16 protein-coding genes and 1 other RNA gene are annotated in these 15,746 nt (G+C 39.1%); 12 read left to right on the top strand and 5 right to left on the bottom strand.

Annotation, left to right across the window (positions count from 1 at the left end; translation table 11 throughout):
- The first annotated feature begins 40 nt into the window (after nt 1–40).
- Genes MB14_RS17620 through MB14_RS17600 form a run of 5 tightly spaced genes read left to right on the top strand, consistent with a single transcriptional unit; the run spans nt 41 to nt 4,477 of the window.
- Nucleotides 41–1,357 (top strand): toxin-antitoxin system YwqK family antitoxin, encoded by a 1,317-nt coding sequence (locus MB14_RS17620; protein ID WP_062593971.1) that lies wholly within the window; start codon nt 41–43, stop codon nt 1,355–1,357.
- Between the two features lie 45 nt (nt 1,358–1,402).
- Nucleotides 1,403–2,344 carry a phosphoribosylaminoimidazolesuccinocarboxamide synthase gene (locus MB14_RS17615; protein ID WP_246032653.1) on the top strand — a complete coding sequence of 314 codons (942 nt, stop codon included), beginning with the start codon at nt 1,403–1,405 and terminating at the stop codon, nt 2,342–2,344.
- Between the two features lie 4 nt (nt 2,345–2,348).
- Nucleotides 2,349–2,732 carry an STAS domain-containing protein gene (locus tag MB14_RS17610; protein WP_062593967.1) on the top strand — a complete coding sequence of 128 codons (384 nt, stop codon included), beginning with the start codon at nt 2,349–2,351 and terminating at the stop codon, nt 2,730–2,732.
- Nucleotides 2,733–2,741: 9 nt separating this feature from the next.
- Nucleotides 2,742–3,665, top strand: coding sequence for a ribonuclease Z (locus tag MB14_RS17605; RefSeq protein ID WP_062593964.1), 924 nt, complete (start codon nt 2,742–2,744; stop codon nt 3,663–3,665).
- 11 nt (nt 3,666–3,676) lie between these two features.
- A complete protein-coding gene (locus MB14_RS17600) occupies nt 3,677–4,477 on the top strand; it encodes a queuosine precursor transporter (RefSeq protein ID WP_053224631.1) in 801 nt (266 codons plus the stop codon).
- Here MB14_RS17600 and MB14_RS17595 read toward each other — a convergent pair.
- Entirely contained in the window at nt 4,474–5,211 is a 738-nt protein-coding gene (locus MB14_RS17595) for an RNA methyltransferase (RefSeq protein ID WP_062593962.1), read from the bottom strand. The genes MB14_RS17600 and MB14_RS17595 overlap by 4 nt on opposite strands.
- Nucleotides 5,212–5,225: 14 nt before the next feature.
- Between MB14_RS17595 and tamL the strand changes: the two genes are divergently transcribed.
- The gene (gene tamL / locus MB14_RS17590) at nt 5,226–7,688 is read left to right on the top strand and encodes a translocation and assembly module lipoprotein TamL (protein WP_062593959.1); all 2,463 of its coding nucleotides are present in this window, start codon (nt 5,226–5,228) and stop codon (nt 7,686–7,688) included.
- 65 nt (nt 7,689–7,753) lie between these two features.
- Here tamL and MB14_RS17585 read toward each other — a convergent pair whose 3' ends face one another.
- On the bottom strand, nt 7,754–9,853 hold the full coding sequence (locus tag MB14_RS17585) for an alpha-ketoacid dehydrogenase subunit alpha/beta (RefSeq protein WP_062593958.1): 2,100 nt from the start codon (nt 9,851–9,853) through the stop codon (nt 7,754–7,756).
- 128 nt (nt 9,854–9,981) lie between these two features.
- Here MB14_RS17585 and hemF point away from each other — a divergent pair, with 128 nt between their 5' ends.
- Genes hemF through MB14_RS17570 form a run of 3 tightly spaced genes read left to right on the top strand, consistent with a single transcriptional unit; the run spans nt 9,982 to nt 11,732 of the window.
- Complete coding sequence (gene hemF, locus MB14_RS17580) at nt 9,982–10,887, top strand: oxygen-dependent coproporphyrinogen oxidase (RefSeq protein WP_089082186.1); 906 nt, start codon at nt 9,982–9,984, stop codon at nt 10,885–10,887.
- On the top strand, nt 10,888–11,451 hold the full coding sequence (locus MB14_RS17575; protein ID WP_062593953.1) for a phosphatase PAP2 family protein: 564 nt from the start codon (nt 10,888–10,890) through the stop codon (nt 11,449–11,451). It begins immediately after the preceding gene.
- A 26-nt stretch (nt 11,452–11,477) separates the two neighbouring features.
- Nucleotides 11,478–11,732, top strand: a complete 255-nt coding sequence (locus tag MB14_RS17570; RefSeq protein WP_053224626.1) for a hypothetical protein — start codon at nt 11,478–11,480, stop codon at nt 11,730–11,732.
- Here the strand turns inward: MB14_RS17570 and MB14_RS17565 are convergent.
- From MB14_RS17565 to MB14_RS19020, 3 genes are all read right to left on the bottom strand, one after another.
- Nucleotides 11,729–12,358 carry a response regulator gene (locus tag MB14_RS17565; protein ID WP_053224625.1) on the bottom strand — a complete coding sequence of 210 codons (630 nt, stop codon included), beginning with the start codon at nt 12,356–12,358 and terminating at the stop codon, nt 11,729–11,731. The genes MB14_RS17570 and MB14_RS17565 overlap by 4 nt on opposite strands.
- Nucleotides 12,351–13,964, bottom strand: a complete 1,614-nt coding sequence (locus MB14_RS17560) for a tetratricopeptide repeat-containing sensor histidine kinase (RefSeq protein WP_165899504.1) — start codon at nt 13,962–13,964, stop codon at nt 12,351–12,353. The genes MB14_RS17565 and MB14_RS17560 overlap by 8 nt, the downstream gene beginning before the upstream one ends.
- A gap of 68 nt (nt 13,965–14,032) precedes the next feature.
- A complete protein-coding gene (locus MB14_RS19020; protein ID WP_157716614.1) occupies nt 14,033–14,206 on the bottom strand; it encodes a hypothetical protein in 174 nt (57 codons plus the stop codon).
- A gap of 195 nt (nt 14,207–14,401) precedes the next feature.
- Here MB14_RS19020 and ffs point away from each other — a divergent pair.
- The 3 genes from ffs to MB14_RS19015 all read left to right on the top strand — a co-directional run bounded on the left by ffs (nt 14,402) and on the right by MB14_RS19015 (nt 15,625).
- Nucleotides 14,402–14,499, top strand: an RNA gene (ffs, locus tag MB14_RS17555) — signal recognition particle sRNA small type.
- A 45-nt stretch (nt 14,500–14,544) separates the two neighbouring features.
- Complete coding sequence (locus MB14_RS17550; protein ID WP_062593950.1) at nt 14,545–15,339, top strand: MIP/aquaporin family protein; 795 nt, start codon at nt 14,545–14,547, stop codon at nt 15,337–15,339.
- A 133-nt stretch (nt 15,340–15,472) separates the two neighbouring features.
- Nucleotides 15,473–15,625, top strand: coding sequence for a hypothetical protein (locus tag MB14_RS19015; RefSeq protein WP_157716613.1), 153 nt, complete (start codon nt 15,473–15,475; stop codon nt 15,623–15,625).
- Nucleotides 15,626–15,746: the final 121 nt, after the last annotated feature.

Genomic DNA, 15,746 nt, shown 5'->3' with positions numbered 1-15,746 from the left:
AACCAAAAAGCCTTTCGTAACTTTACGTAAGGCTTTTTTTATGAAACACCTATTCTCATTCATCCTGATAATCAGTGGCTCCATTTCTCTATTGGGTCAGCAGAAGGTGGTAAAATATTATCCGCCAGAAAATAAAATCGTCAAAGAAGAATACTACATTCTGAATAACGACACCACCAAAATACATGGTGAGTATGTTAAATACTACGAAGAAGGCGGTATAGCCATGAAAGGCAAATTCGAAAACGGAAAACCCAACGGAGTATTCAATGAATATTATGAGAACGGAAAGAAGTTAAGCACCATTACTTTTGACCACGGAGAGAAAACAGGCCCTTTTCAAATTTTATCTCGTTCAGGAAAACCCATTCAAGACGGAGGCTACAAGAATGGAGAACTCAATGGCTTGGTCACTTCTTATTACGAAGACGGCACAAAAAAAACTGAAACACAATTTAATGACAGCACCCCTATTGGTTGGGCAAAAGAATATTTTCCTTCAGGAGGTTTAAAGTCAGAATTTCAATACAACAACGGCACCCAACACGGACCAGCCAAAACCTACTACCAAACAGGAGAAGTGTCTTCCAAATTCACTTATAAGCAAGGAGTAATTGAAGGCAAATACCTGACCTACTATAAGAATGGTCAAGTTGAATGGCAATACCAATATGTTGGTGGTTATAAAAATGGCCCTTTCAAGCGATTTGATGGAGATGGAAGCCTATTAGATGAAGGCCAATATGTTGACGGTATTTATGTAGGTGAAGTAAAAAGCTATTATTTAGACGGTTCTCTGAAAGAAAAATTCACCTATGATAAAGGAGCTAAAGTGGGTAAAAATTACACTTACTATGAAAGTGGGAAAATAAAGAAAATTGAAGATTACACTCGCGTAACGCAAGATGTAAACATTCAGGAATATTATGAAAACGGAAATCTAAAGAAGACTCAGTTCTACATAAACGCTTCTCCAAACAAAACTTGGGTTGAGTTTTTTGAAAATGGACAAAAAAAGACAGAAACACCTTACAGCAACGGAACTGTGAACGGTTTTTATAAAGAGTACAACAAAGACGGTTACTTAGAAAAACAATCGCCTTATCAGTACGGACGAAATACAGGTATTCAAACCATATTCTTTCCTAATGGAAAAGTAAAAAGTGAGACCAGCTATGTCAACGGGTCTAAGTCTGGAAATTACACAGAATACTTTGATGGAAAAAAGGTGAAAATCAAAGGGAATCATCGTTACGACATGCGTGAAGGCACTTGGCAATACTACAACGAAAATGGCGTGGTAACCAAAAAAGAAGTCTATTCTAGAGGTAAATTAATCAGTTCGTCAGAAAACTAAACCAATCATTAAGCAAGACTATTTTTTGACTATTTTTGCCAAATGATCCAAGGTATTAAAGAAACCAACTTCAACTTCCCAAACCAATCCGATTTCTACAGAGGAAAGGTTAGAGACATTTATTTCTTTAGCGATTTTCTTGCCATGGTGGCCTCAGATAGAATTTCTGCTTTTGACGTGGTGCTCCCGAGAGCAATCCCCTATAAAGGGCAGGTTTTAAACCAAATTGCTTCTAAGTTTTTAAAAGCTACGGAAGATATTGTTCCAAATTGGATTCAAGCTACTCCAGACCCCAATGTGAGCATTGGCTTAAAGTGCGAAACCTATCCAGTTGAAATGGTGATTCGTGGTTATTTAGCTGGGCATGCTTGGCGCGAATATCGTGCTGGGAAAAGACAACTTTGCGGAGTAGAGTTTCCTGATGGCTTAAAGGAAAATGACAAACTCCCCTTCCCTATTATTACCCCAACCACCAAGGCCAAAGAAGGTCACGATGAAGATATTTCAAGGGAAGAAATATTGAAACAGGGGCTTGTGTCGGAACGAGAATACAAGCAACTTGAAAAATATACTCAAGCCATATTTAAAAGAGGAACAGAACTAGCAGATGATCAGGGGTTAATTTTGGTAGATACCAAATACGAATTCGGCCATAAAGACGGAGAAATTTATCTCATTGATGAAATCCATACACCAGATTCTTCAAGGTATTTTTACAAAGAAGGCTATGAAGAAAGGCAACGAAATAACGAAAAACAAAAACAGCTTTCTAAGGAGTTTGTAAGACAGTGGCTAATTGAAAACGGTTTTCAAGGCAAAGAAGGACAACAAATTCCGGAGATGTCTGACGAGGTTGTTAAATCAATCTCAGACAGGTATATTGAACTTTTCGAAAAAGTAACCGGTGATAAGTTTGTAAAGCACCCCACTCAAGAAATCGAAAAAAGAATTGAAAATAATATCCTCGGATACCTAAATAAAAAATAAGACGATGAAATTTACAGTAGATAAACAAGAAAAATACACACTCTTAAAACTAGACGAAGATAAACTCGATGCTACTATTGCTCCAGGGTTGAAGTCAGAGTTTGTAAACCTAAGTACTCAGGGTGTTATCAATATAGTTTTAGATCTTTCTGCCACCAAATATTGCGATTCTTCTGGTCTAAGCGCTATTCTTACAGGAAATAGAATTTGTACAGAAAATGAAGGCAAGCTTGTATTAAGCGGTTTGCAACCAATGGTTCAGAAACTGATTGAGCTTTCTCAGCTACACAAAATTTTAGACATCCTCCCTAGCTCAAACGAAGCCATCGAATTTATTACGATGACAGAGATTAAAAAGGAATTGGGAGCTGAAGAAGGCGAAGCTTAATTCAGCGATTTGAGTATAAAAGTAAAGATATTAGGCTCTAATTCTGCAGCTCCAGCCCATAAGCGTAACCAAACTTCTCAGTTGCTTACTATTGAGGGACATCTCTATCTGATGGACTGTGGAGAAGGTACTCAACTTCAATTAAAACGATATAGAGTACCTATTCAGCGCATCAATAATATCTTTATCTCTCATTTACACGGAGACCATTATTTAGGAATTATGGGGCTTTTATCTACCATGCATTTGATGGGTAGAAAAAAGCCTCTTAATCTTTATGGACCTCCAGGTTTGTCCGAAATCATCACCTTACAGCTTAAATACTCCGAAACTGTATTTAATTATCAGGTAAACTTTCACCCTGTAGATACAAAGGCCAATAAACTCATTCATGAAGATGACTTTATTAGGGTTTACACTATCCCGCTAAACCACAGAATCCCTTGCGCTGGTTTTCTTTTTGCTGAGAAACCAAAGAAGAGAAGAATCATAAAGGATAAAATACCCGAAGGTTTTTCTGTCAAGAATATCATTAAACTCAAGAATGGTGAAGACATCTATGATGGCGATGGTAACATTATTTATCATCACACTCAAATGACTTTACCTCCAAAACGGGTTTATAAGTACGCATTCTGTTCCGACACCAAGTATGACGAGTCCATTATCCCCATCATTCAAGATGCGGATATGCTCTATCACGAAACTACTTTTATGGAGGAACATGAAGATAGAGCAGCAAACACTTATCACTCAACTACGAAGCAGGCCGCTACCATTGCAAAAAAAGCCAATGTTGGAATGCTTCTAATGGGACATTTTTCCATTCGGTATAAAGAGTTAGAGCCCTTGAAATACGAAGCCCAGTCCATTTTCCCGAATTCTCACCTTGCCATTGAAGGAGAAGACTTTATCTTAGACGATATTTCTTAAATCCATAACCCATGGGCGAGTCGATTCTGAAGAATAAAAAGACCAACCTCTTCATTGTATTAGCTGGTATTTTCATCACAAATGCTCTGATTGCTGAGCTCATTGGCGGAAAAATTTTCTCTTTCGAAAAAACATTAGGTTTTGAGCCTTTAGACATCTCCTTGATGGGAGATTTTATGCTTCAGTTTAACCTAACAGCTGGCGTATTACTTTGGCCCGTAGTTTTTATTACTACAGATATTATTAATGAATACTTTGGCAAAAGAGGCGTAAAGCGAATTACATACATTACTGTTGGACTTATTGCTTATGCCTTTCTGGTAATATATTTAGCCATCAAACTTGTGCCTGCAGACTTCTGGCTAGGAGTATTTGCTACAGATGCTCAAGGCAACCCATTCAATATTGATGAAGCATTTCAAAAGGTATTCTCACAAGGGTTGAATATTATTTTCGCATCACTTGTGGCCTTTCTAATTGGTCAGTTTGTAGATGTTTACGTTTTTCATAAGCTAAGAAAAATCACAGGGCAAAATAAAATCTGGCTTCGTGCTACGGGCTCAACCTTAATTTCTCAGCTTATCGATAGCTTTGTTGTGCTTTTCGTGGCCTTCTATTTCCTTGGCTCTTGGCCAATAGAACAAGTTTTAGCGGTGGGTGTAACCAATTACATCTACAAATTTCTAATTGCAATTGCGCTCACTCCTTTGCTTTATGTTGCTCATTTCTTTATTGATCGGTACTTAGGGAAAGAAATTTCGGAACAGCTTCAAGAAGAAGCAAGTTTAGAAAGTGGAGATAAAATCTTTTAACGAAAGAAGTTATCTAAAATAACAGCCGTAGCAATAGCCACATTTAATGACTCCGCCCCTCCTCTTCTTGGAATATGTAACGAGTGGGAAATGTATTGTTCCAAATCGGAGTTAATTCCTTGTGATTCATTCCCCATTAACAGAATCCCTATGTTGGTCAATTGAGATTTATAGATGTTTTCGCCAGAAAGTAAGGCTCCATAAACAGGCAATTCAGTCGCTGTAAAAACTTCCTTTAGGTCTTTATAATACACCTTAATTCGTGTAAATGACCCCATACTAGCGTTAATCACTTTAGGGTTGTAAAAGTCTGCCGATTCCAAAGAGCATATAATGGTGTCAATTCCATACCAATCTGCAATTCGAATAATTGTACCCAAATTACCCGGGTCGCGAACATCATCAAGTGCGAGAACCAGTCGGTCATTAGGGAGTAGAAAGTCATGCTTTTCTTCCATCGAAACAACCGCTAAAGCCGCACTATTGGTTTGAAATGTGCCTACCGCTTTCAATTCGCTTTCCGTCACTTCAATCACTTCCTTTACCTTCGATAACTGGTCTGTGGGTAACAATTCAGCGTAGACTTTTGTCGTTAAAAGAAAATCTATGGCTAAATCAGATGCTAGAACTTCAGAAACCCCTTTTGCCCCCTCCACAATAAACTTACGTTCTTGATGTCTATATTTTTTTAATTGAAGAGATTTAAAGTACTTTATCAATCGTTTAGAAAGCATATCGAAAGCTATTTGTGAAGTCGGGAAATCTAATATTCTTAATTCTTTTTTTCACCATCCTAATCAATGGTTGTACAGGCGTCAGACATCTGGAAGATGGCGAAAAACTTCTATACAAACAAAGCATTGTAGGTGTTGAAAAAGCCAACAAAGATGCACTTTCTGAACAAATAACCCTTACTCCGAACACTAGAATTCCACTTCTGGGTCCACTTGGCGCGGCAATCTATGAACTTGGTGAAAACAGTTATGACACCGCAAAAATCAATCAAGACAGACGAGAATACATTGAGAAGATGGATAAAAAAATTTCAACAAGAGAAGAAGATGGAAAATCAACTTCACGGCTTGAAACCAATAAAAAGAGAAAACTTGAGAGGTATGAAAACAAATTACGAAACGGTAATTTGCCCATGCGTACAGGAACCCCTTTGGCTGTATATGACAGCCTAGCCATAGCCAATTCAAAGGAGCGTATGCTCACTTACCTAAATTTCAATGGTTTTTTGAAAGCGGAAATCGATATTGAAGTAAAAGAGAAACGAAGAAAGGTTCATCAAAAATTCATTGTGGATGAAGGCCCACGCAGCTACATCGATAGCCTTACTTTAAGAACAGGGGATTCAACATTAAGTAACCTAATCAACGCTACCCAAACAAAGTCCTTCCTGAAAATTGGCGACCCTTACAGCAAAGATAAAATCGACCAAGAAAGAGAGAGAATTGAATCTTTAATGAAAGACAATGGCTATTTTAATTTTACCAAGGGCTTTATCGAGTTCGATGTATTTTTTAAACCAAATGAACTTGACTTATGGGTTTCAACAGTTATCAACAAGCCATCTGATAAGCCTAAGCATCAAATCTATCAAATGGACTCAATTATATTCAATAGTAACGGTAGCGACATACCTACCGACACCACTGAATATGAAAACGTAAGTTATGTTTCAGGGTTAAATTACTACTCTCCTAAAGTAATCGACACGCGTCTAATTTTTAGAAAAGGCGAATTATACAACTATACCAGCGTAATCAATACGCAGCGGCAACTATTAGCAGTCGACATGTTTCGCTATGTCAATATTAATTTTGACACCACCTTAGTTCCTGGTAAAATGGTGACCAACTTCTATACCGCTCCGCTCAAGAAATATCAACTTACCCAAGAGCTAGGTTTAAATGTAACCAACAACACTCAATCGAGTTATCCAGGGCCATTTTATAACCTATCTTTAAAAGACAGGAATGTTTTCGGAGGTTTAGAAATACTAGAACTCAATGCTTTTGTTGGAATAGAAGGAATCGCAAAATCAAATTCATCTGAATCTTCAAACTCTAACCTTCAGTATGGCGGCAACCTATCACTGAGCTTCCCGAGATTCATCACTCCTTTCCCTTCGCGGGAATTAAACTTAGGAACCTTTAACCCCCGAACTACTGTGTCTTTGGGTTATTCTTACACCGATAGAACACAGTACAAACGAGAAAATATTAATGGAAATTTATCTTACAACTGGCAAAACCTTAAGGGTAGCAAGAACTATACGCTTACCCTAGCAGACGTCAATTTGATTTACACTCCATTCAGAAGTGAGGAATTTATTGCTTTACTTGACCGACTCGAAGCACAAGGAAATACATTGAACCTTGCATTTGAGCCCTCTTTTGTGAGTAGTACCTCCTTTAATGCTACATTGAATAATGATTACTCAAACGCCAATTCGCCCTCTTCATTCTTTCGCTATTTTGTTGAAGCAGGAGGAAGTTTACTGAACGTTACTGGCACAGGTCTACTGCGAAACAATGCTTTAACTAATTATCAGTTCCTCAAATTTCAGGTGGATTATCGAAGATATTACCCGTTAAGTAGAGAAAGGGCTTTAGTATTCAGGGGCAATATGGGCATTGCTGACCCTTACAATGGAGCAGATTTACCTTATGAAAAATATTTTTTCTCTGGCGGAAGTAATAGCAACCGGGCTTGGACACCAAGACGATTGGGACCTGGCTCTGCATTCCCTTATTTACTAGATGATAATGGTAACAACGTAAAAGATTCAGAAGGAAATCTAGTGGCCGACCGCTCGAAAGACAGTTATCAATTTGAACAGCCGGGAGAAATACTTTTAGAAATGAATGCCGAATACAGGGCTAATATTGTTGGCTTTTTAGACTGGGCTTTCTTTGTAGATGCTGGCAATGTGTGGAAATTCCGTGACACCGAAGCGCCTGATGATCCAAGCGATCCAATTACTCTATCGTCAGGTGCCGATTTTAAATTCAATCGCTTTTATAAAGAAATAGCTGTGGGGGCGGGAATCGGGCTTCGCTTCGATTTCTCATTCCTTGTATTTAGGTTCGATATTGGACATAAAATTCGTGACCCTCGCTTTCCAAACGGTGAACGATGGAGAAAACCTTTTACCGATACCAACCAAACGGTATGGAATATTGGAGTGGGTTACGCTTTCTAACATTAGCGCATAAAAAAAGCGACTGATCAAAAACCAGCCGCTCATATTTCTATTAATTCTCTCAATTAGTAATTCAACAATTGAGAAAGTACTCCTTTTACCTTTTCAGCAGTAGGAAGCATCTGTTTTTCTAAATCTACATTCAATGGTATTGCAGGCAAATTGGCCGCACCATAAGTCATTACTGGTGCATCCAGAATTTGGAAACACTCTTGCGATATACGACCCGCTAAAGATTCGGCAAAAGAATTCAATAAAGGCTCCTCTGTAAGTACTAAAGCCTTATTATGCTTTTTTACTGATTCAATAATACCTTCCCAATCTATGGGGTTTAATGTTCTTAAATCAAGTATTTCTACTTGTCCTTTGAAAGCTTCAGACGCTGCTCTTGTCCAGTAAACACCCATGCCGTAAGTAATCACCACACAGCTTTCACCATTTTCAATAGCCTCTTCAGTCGCTTCTTGATCAATTCTAGATTTACCTAGGGGAATGATGTAATCGCTATCTGGTTCAAATGTTTTTGCTCCTTCAGTCCCTGGTACTTTCGACCAATATAAACCTTTATGCTCCAACATCACCACTGGGTTAGGGTCATGGAAAGCCGCTTTCATCAAGCCTTTCATATCGGCAGCGTTTGATGGGTAAACCACTTTAATTCCTCTGATATTAAGCAAAGTAGACTCTATACTTCCAGAGTGGTATGGGCCTCCTCCACCATAGGCTCCAATCGGCACTCTAATCAGTGATTGTATTGGAAATTGCCCCTTCGACAAATAACAACTTTTAGAAAGCTCTTCTACTAACTGGTTAATTCCTGGCCAGATGTAGTCCGCAAATTGAATCTCTACAATGGCCTTAGCCCCAATGGCCGACATTCCCGCAGTTGACCCAATTATATAGGCCTCTTGAATTGGAGTATTGAAAATACGATCATCTCCATATTTCTGAGCAAGCGTAGCGGCTTCACGGAATACTCCTCCTAATGTCCCTCCCACATCCTGTCCGTAGAATAATGATTCAGGGTGCGTCTTTAAAATATCATCAACTGCATGAAGTGCAGCATCAACCATCACTACCTTTTCGGCTCCTCTCGGTTTTCTTTGCCCTTTTTCTTCAGTAATTGGCGTAGGTGCAAACTCATGATCCATAAACGTAGTAATGTCCGGATCATCGGCATTGATTGCTCTTGCGTATTCTGCCTGCACAAAAGCCAAGGCTTCATCTTCTATTTTTACCAGTTGGGCTTCCTTCCACCCTCGCCTTTTCAGTTCTTTCCTCAACCTCGGAATTGGGTCATTCTTCAGGTGCTCATCATAATCACCCCTGTACCATTCTTTTCTTACCCCCGATGTGTGATGCCCCAATAAAGGTACTTTCGCATGAACAAGAATTGGCGCCCTATTTTCTCTAACGTAGTTAAAAGCTTTCTGCAAACCTTCATAGGAATCTACAAAATCACTTCCATCTACACGCATGCGCTCCATGCCTGTAAAGCCGGAAACAAAATCATAAGCATCCATGGCACGCATTTCAGCACCAGTCGCAGAAATACCCCAATCATTGTCTTGAATCAAATAAACGATTGGTAGTTTATGAAGTACCGCCATTTGAAAGGCCTCAGAAACTTCACCCTCAGTTACAGAACCATCGCCAAGCGAACAAAGCACTACTGGATTTCCTTCTCCCTTTAGTAAGTTTTGACTTTCCAAATAATGAATACCATGCGCCATTCCGGTAGCTGGTATGGCCTGCATTCCCGTTGCCGAACTTTGGTGAGGTATAGTAGGAAAGCCTTCTCTTTTTAAAGAAGGATGCCCATAATAGGTCCTTCCGCCAGAAAAAGGGTCGTCCTTTTTAGCCATAAGTTGAAGCATGAGCTCATAAGGCTGCATTCCTATTCCCAAAAGGATGGATTCATCTCTATAATATGGTGCAGCAAAATCATGAGACATTAGAGAAAGCCCTGCTGCCAATTGAATAGCTTCGTGCCCTCTTGATGTACTATGAACGTATTTACTGCAAATCGCCTTGTTCTCCTCGTAAGTCATCGCCATGTTCATGGCGGTGTGCATCAGGCGGTAGGCCTTCTCCAACAAAGCTTTAGATATGGTAATTTCTTTTTTCTCGTCTGTTAAAATCTTCTTCGTCTTGATAACTCCCATATGTGTGGTTATGTCAAATCCAAAAATAGCCAATATTTCTGAACGAAGCGCTAAAAAACCTACCGATCGTTAGGCAATCTATTTTGCATACGGAATTGCCTTTCAACGGTTTGTTTTACTTTTGCATTATGACAATGACAGATAGAGATTCGATTACTCGAATTTTCAGAAATATTCAGGATCATATTTGTAAAGAAATCACCAAATGTGATGGCACAGGCCGCTTTATTGAAGACCAATGGGAACGTCCGGGCGGTGGCGGTGGTATTAGCCGCGTAATGCGTCATGGCACCATAATAGAAAAGGGAGGGGTCAATTTTTCAGCAGTGCATGGTAAAACACCTGAAAAAATATTGAGCTCTTTCGGGCTTACTGAAGGAGATTTCTTTGCTACGGGTGTTTCTATAGTTCTTCACCCTGAAAACCCAATGGTTCCTATTATCCATATGAACATTCGCTATTTCGAAATGTCGGATGGAAAATATTGGTTTGGTGGAGGAATTGATTTAACACCTCATTATGTAGACGAATCGGATGCTCAGTTTTTTCACGAGAAATTGAAGGCTGTTTGCGACAAGCATCACTCTTCATACTATACAGAATTCAAGCCTTGGGCCGATGACTATTTCTACGTAAAACATAGAAAAGAAACCAGAGGAATTGGAGGGATTTTCTTTGATCACTTAACCGAGGATAACACTTTCAGCAAGTCTGACCGCCTAGAATTCGTAAAAGATGTAGGGCTTGCCTTTGCCCCTATATACACTTACTTAATGCGCAAAAACTCTAAACTTCCTTACGGAGAAAGAGAAAAAGAATGGCAGATGCTCAGAAGAGGTCGCTATGTAGAATTCAATTTAGTGCACGATAGGGGCACACGTTTTGGTTTAGAAACTGATGGACGAATTGAGTCTATTTTAATGAGTTTACCCGCTCAGGCTGGTTGGGAATATGACTTTCAACCATTAAAAGGAAGTAAAGAGGCAAAAACTCAGGCTCTATTACAAAAAGGAATCAACTGGCTAAAGCTTTAAATGATCGATCAACTAGAACAATGGGATAAGGCACTTTTCCGCGTTATAAACGAGGCGCATAATGGCTTTGGTGATTTTATAATGACCTGGGCTAGCAATAAATTCATTTGGATTCCTCTTTATGTCGTCTTGCTTTATTGGCTATTCAAATACAAAAAGAACTACGGCTGGATGGCTCTATCTCTTGGTTTACTCATATTAATCAGCGACCAAACAGCCTCTGGGCTATTAAAACCCTGGATAGCCCGTCTTCGACCGTGCCATGATCCTGAAATAATGGATTGGGTCCACACCCCAGATGGTTGTGGCGGACGTTATGGCTTTGCTTCATCCCATGCCTCAAATATGTTTGCGTTGGCTTTTTTCTGCTGGTTCTGCTTAAAGGACAAGCTAAAATACATTTGGCTATTGCTGCCTTGGGCTGCGCTAATTGCGTATAGCCGTGTTTATTTGGGGGTTCATTTTCCTGGTGATGTAATCACAGGTGCATTAATCGGCTTGATTGCCGGATATATATGCTTCCGCTTATTTACCTTTGCTTCAACTAAAAAGCAGAAGGGTTAATTCACCAATACAAATCAGATTTTAGTATGAAAAAAGATGCTATCGTTTTTAAATACTTCAAGCGCGTTTTTGAAGACTATCAGGTACTTGTGTCAGTCAACCCTATTGACTTTTCTGGCACCGAATTGATTATTCACCCTGATGGAAAAGTAGAAAAAACAGACATGAATTTTGATGAAGAAATTTATGATGATTTGGCCGAAGATGAATTCAAAGAAAGTAGTCCATTAGAGTTTCAACTCTATATGAAAAAAGACTTTTTTCAACGAAAGGAAGGCTAAACCAACTGATTCTCGTAAGCAAATTTCACCAAGCCTGCCAAATTCTTCACTCCTAACTTACTTAAGATATTCTTCCTGTGCGTATCTACTGTATGAGAACTAATAAATAGCTGTTCTGCAATTTCATTGGTATTTAACTCTGAAGCAATAAGCTTAATAATCTCTACTTCTCTTTTGGTCAGTTGTACTTGATCTACAGCATTCTGAGTTTTTTCTAAGCTGTCAAAAAGTGATTCAGTCACATCTTCGCTATAAATTCTTCTGCCCTGTGATACTTCGTTAATCGCGAAAATCAATTCCTTCTTTCCTGAATTTTTAAGAATACAACCTTGGACTCCCAGCTCAATCAGTTGCTTGGTAAACTGTGCATTGTTATGCATTGTGAGAATCAGCACATTCACTTTAATTCCTTTCTTATGCAGCTGTCTTACCACCTCGATTCCATCCATTTCGGGCATATTGATATCGAGCAATAAAACATCAACCGCACAAAATTCGAGTTTGCGTAGTGCGTCTGCTCCAGTTAAAGCGCTATCGACCACTTTTATTGAAGCATCATCTTCAAGGATTGAAGATATGCCATCAATTACCACTTGGTGATCGTCAACTATAAGAACTCTAATCATTATTTATTGGTATATCAATTGAAATTGTTGTGCCTGCCCCTCTTCCAGAATCAATATGGAAATTACCATTGAGCTTGCTAACTCTTGCCTTTAAGTTAATTAAACCTATTCCGGTTTTTTTATTTACTTCCTTCAAGTCAAAACCTACCCCGTCATCTTCCACAATAAGGTTAACACTATCTTCACCTTTTGTAAGTTGAATATTGGCTTCTTTAGCATGAGAATGCTTTAGAATATTGCTAATCAACTCTTGAACAATACGATACAACTGCAACTCTTGTTCGGCAGTCAAAACATTATTCAAATCGTTTGAATACAGACTTACCTTGAGTTTACCTGTCTGAGAAATCTTATCTTTCAAGTCTTCTAAAGCTGGCACGAGTCCAAACTTTGTAAGCACCCCCGACATTAAATTGTGTGAAATACTTCTTACCTCACCCGTAGCCTGATCCAATAAATCAGAAGCCTTCATAAACTTAGCATGAGCCTGATCATCCTTACTTAAGCTTTCAGTAACTACACTAAAGTGTAATTTAACCATCGAGAGTATACCTCCGAGTCGGTCATGAAGGTCAATAGCAATCCTTCTTCGTTCAGTTTCTTGCCCTTCCAAAACCCCTTGTAGTGAAGTTATTTCCTGTTTCTGCAAGAGCTCGTCAATTTGCTGCTTATTAATCTCTTCGTTCTTTTCCGCTAGGGTTTTAATGTTCTTCCTACGCTGATTAATGACATAAATCATTATCAAGGCAGCCACCACAAGTGTAATGGAAACGACTAATATAATAGTCTTATATTTTCGTTGCTGAAGTGCTAAATTCTTCTGTCTTTCAGATTCGAGAGCCAAAGAAGCTGTCATCACCTGCGCCTTTAACTCTAGAATTTCATCGTTTTTCCCATTTACATAGATGACTTTTGCAAGCGAGTCTGATGAGTCTGTATATCTGGCCGCCTCTTCAAACTCACCCTCGCTTCTTGCTATTTCAGATAGAAGCGTCAATACCTCTCTTGCATCATCTAAGTATTTCAAAGAATCTGCTATTTCATATGCTAGGTTTGCGTAGACTTTCGCACTATCAAGATTATTGAGCTTGAAGAAAGACATTCCTATCCTTCGGTAATCGAGCCCTACAACTCTGAAGTTATTTAATTCTTTGTTTTGTATTGAAGACTCATAACTCTTAGCAATTGCTAAATCATATTCCTCTTTTAAATAATGAAGTGACCCAATATTTGAGAGCAAAGACGCAACCATTTCCTTGTTCTTTTCCTCGTCAAACAACACCTTGGTCTTATTGTAGTAGAACAGTGCCGAATCGAGATTTTCTTCTATCTGATGAGTCACCCCAATCCCATACCATGCGTTATTCTCTAAACGCCCATTATCAATACTTTGGGACAACTTAATGGCTTTAAGGTAGTATGTTCGAGCAAAATCCGACTGTCCTAATTCAATAAACACAGCAGCGACCCCTATTGCGGAGCGAACTTGAAACTCAACATTGTTCATCTCTTCTGCCAAATCATTCACCTGACGAAAAGCAATTAGAGCCGAGTCATACTTTGACTCAGCCCTATACTTTTCACCCTGCTTCCTTAAGTTTTCCAAGTCGTTTAAAACTTGGCTAAATAGAGGTATCTGGCTGAAAAAAATTATTACAGTAATTATAACCTTCATTATTCATTACCAGAGTTAGGAGGTATTGGAGGAGGAGGATTATTAGAACCTCCTTCTTCTTCCTCTTCGGGATCTTCAGGGTCTGGATCATACCTATTGGTCATAAAGGCTTTAGATTGAAACATCAACCCAAAACTCTTTTCAATTGAACTTCTTCTTTTTGGTTTTAACATAACACACTTTTTTTGATTGAAGATTAAATATACACACAATGAATCTCTTACTTTTCAATGAAGGGAGCAAACTCGATTCAAGCCTAAAATAAGCATAATGGGCTTAGGAAGTAAATACCCATAAATAGTGAGAATAATAATTTAATATTTCTGCCCTCAAGTTTTCCTATTAGCAATTTCTTAATACCTTTGCGCCCGGCAGAGGGGTGCGACCAGCTCCCGCTGAACTCCCCCAGGCTGGGAACAGAGCAAGGGTAGGCGGTTGTAGCGGTGCGACATCCTGATGCCTTTTTTTATCCCCTTCTTTATCGTATTATTACTTCCTAGACTTTTTGATTATGTCCGTTTATCTCGCAGAATTTGTGGGCACGGCCATCCTTATCTTTTTTGGGAATGGAACCAACGCTGCCACTACACTAAATTTTTCTTACGCTAAAAACTCAGGCTGGATTGTCACCACAATTGGCTGGGGGCTGGCCGTTACTTTTGGCATTTACGCAGTTGGTCAAATTAGTGGAGCACATATCAATCCTGCCGTAACTCTTTCGCTTGCCATGACCGGTGATTTTGAATGGAACTTAGTGCCTGGTTATATTATTGCCCAAGTACTTGGCGCAATGGCAGGAGCTTCGTTTACTTGGCTACAGTATTTACCACACTGGGGTAAGACTGAGGATCAAGGAGCTAAGCTTGGCATATTTTGTACAGGTGGAGCAATAGACCAGAAAAGTGCAAACCTATTAAGTGAAGTTTTAGGTACAATGGTGTTGATTTTTGGCTTACTCATGATTGGTGCTAATCAGTTTGTCGAAGGCTTAAACCCTTTAGTTGTTGGTGGTCTTATCGTTGTTATTGGTATGGCGCAAGGTGGTACAACGGGTTATGCGATTAACCCTGCCAGAGATTTCGGACCCAGACTCGCGCATTTTCTATTGCCCATAAAAGGAAAGGGGAATTCGAAATGGAGTTATGCTTGGATTCCAATTATTGGACCTATCATCGGAGGCGGACTTGGTGCTGGACTCTATCAATTAGCTTTCAATGGTAAAACAGGGATTCTTACATGGGCCTGTATTGTTAGTAGTGTCCTAGTTATTGCTTACGCCATTGCAGAAGAGGCAAAGAAAAAATAACAACTCTCGGTTTCAAGGCTTATACAGCAATCCCAAAATGGGATTTTATTTGAACCAAAAACTGCGTTAGAATCATTTAAACGTAATGGCACTCCATTTGAATACTCAATATTAGTATATAAACATGAGTATTATGAGAACTGCAACATTACAAAACCACGGTCAAGCAAGAGTAAGAAGAACTGCTTTAAAAAAATCCAATTCCTTTATCAAACTTACCTTTTGTATTCTTGCCGCATTCATCGTTTATCAAACGTTTATTTCGGTAATGGGGCTTATTGGCTAAGATAAAACATCAACCAAGGATTATTAAAATGCATAGACAATTTCTTGTTCTATGCATTTCTGCTTTTTGAGAAGGCCTATTTATTCCCACAGGTCAAGACGATTCCCAATTCGGGACAAGC

This window comes from Roseivirga ehrenbergii, from assembly GCF_001593005.1.
Taxonomy (GTDB): Bacteria; Bacteroidota; Bacteroidia; order Cytophagales; family Cyclobacteriaceae; genus Roseivirga; species Roseivirga ehrenbergii.
This window is presented reverse-complemented; position numbering and strand designations above follow the sequence as displayed.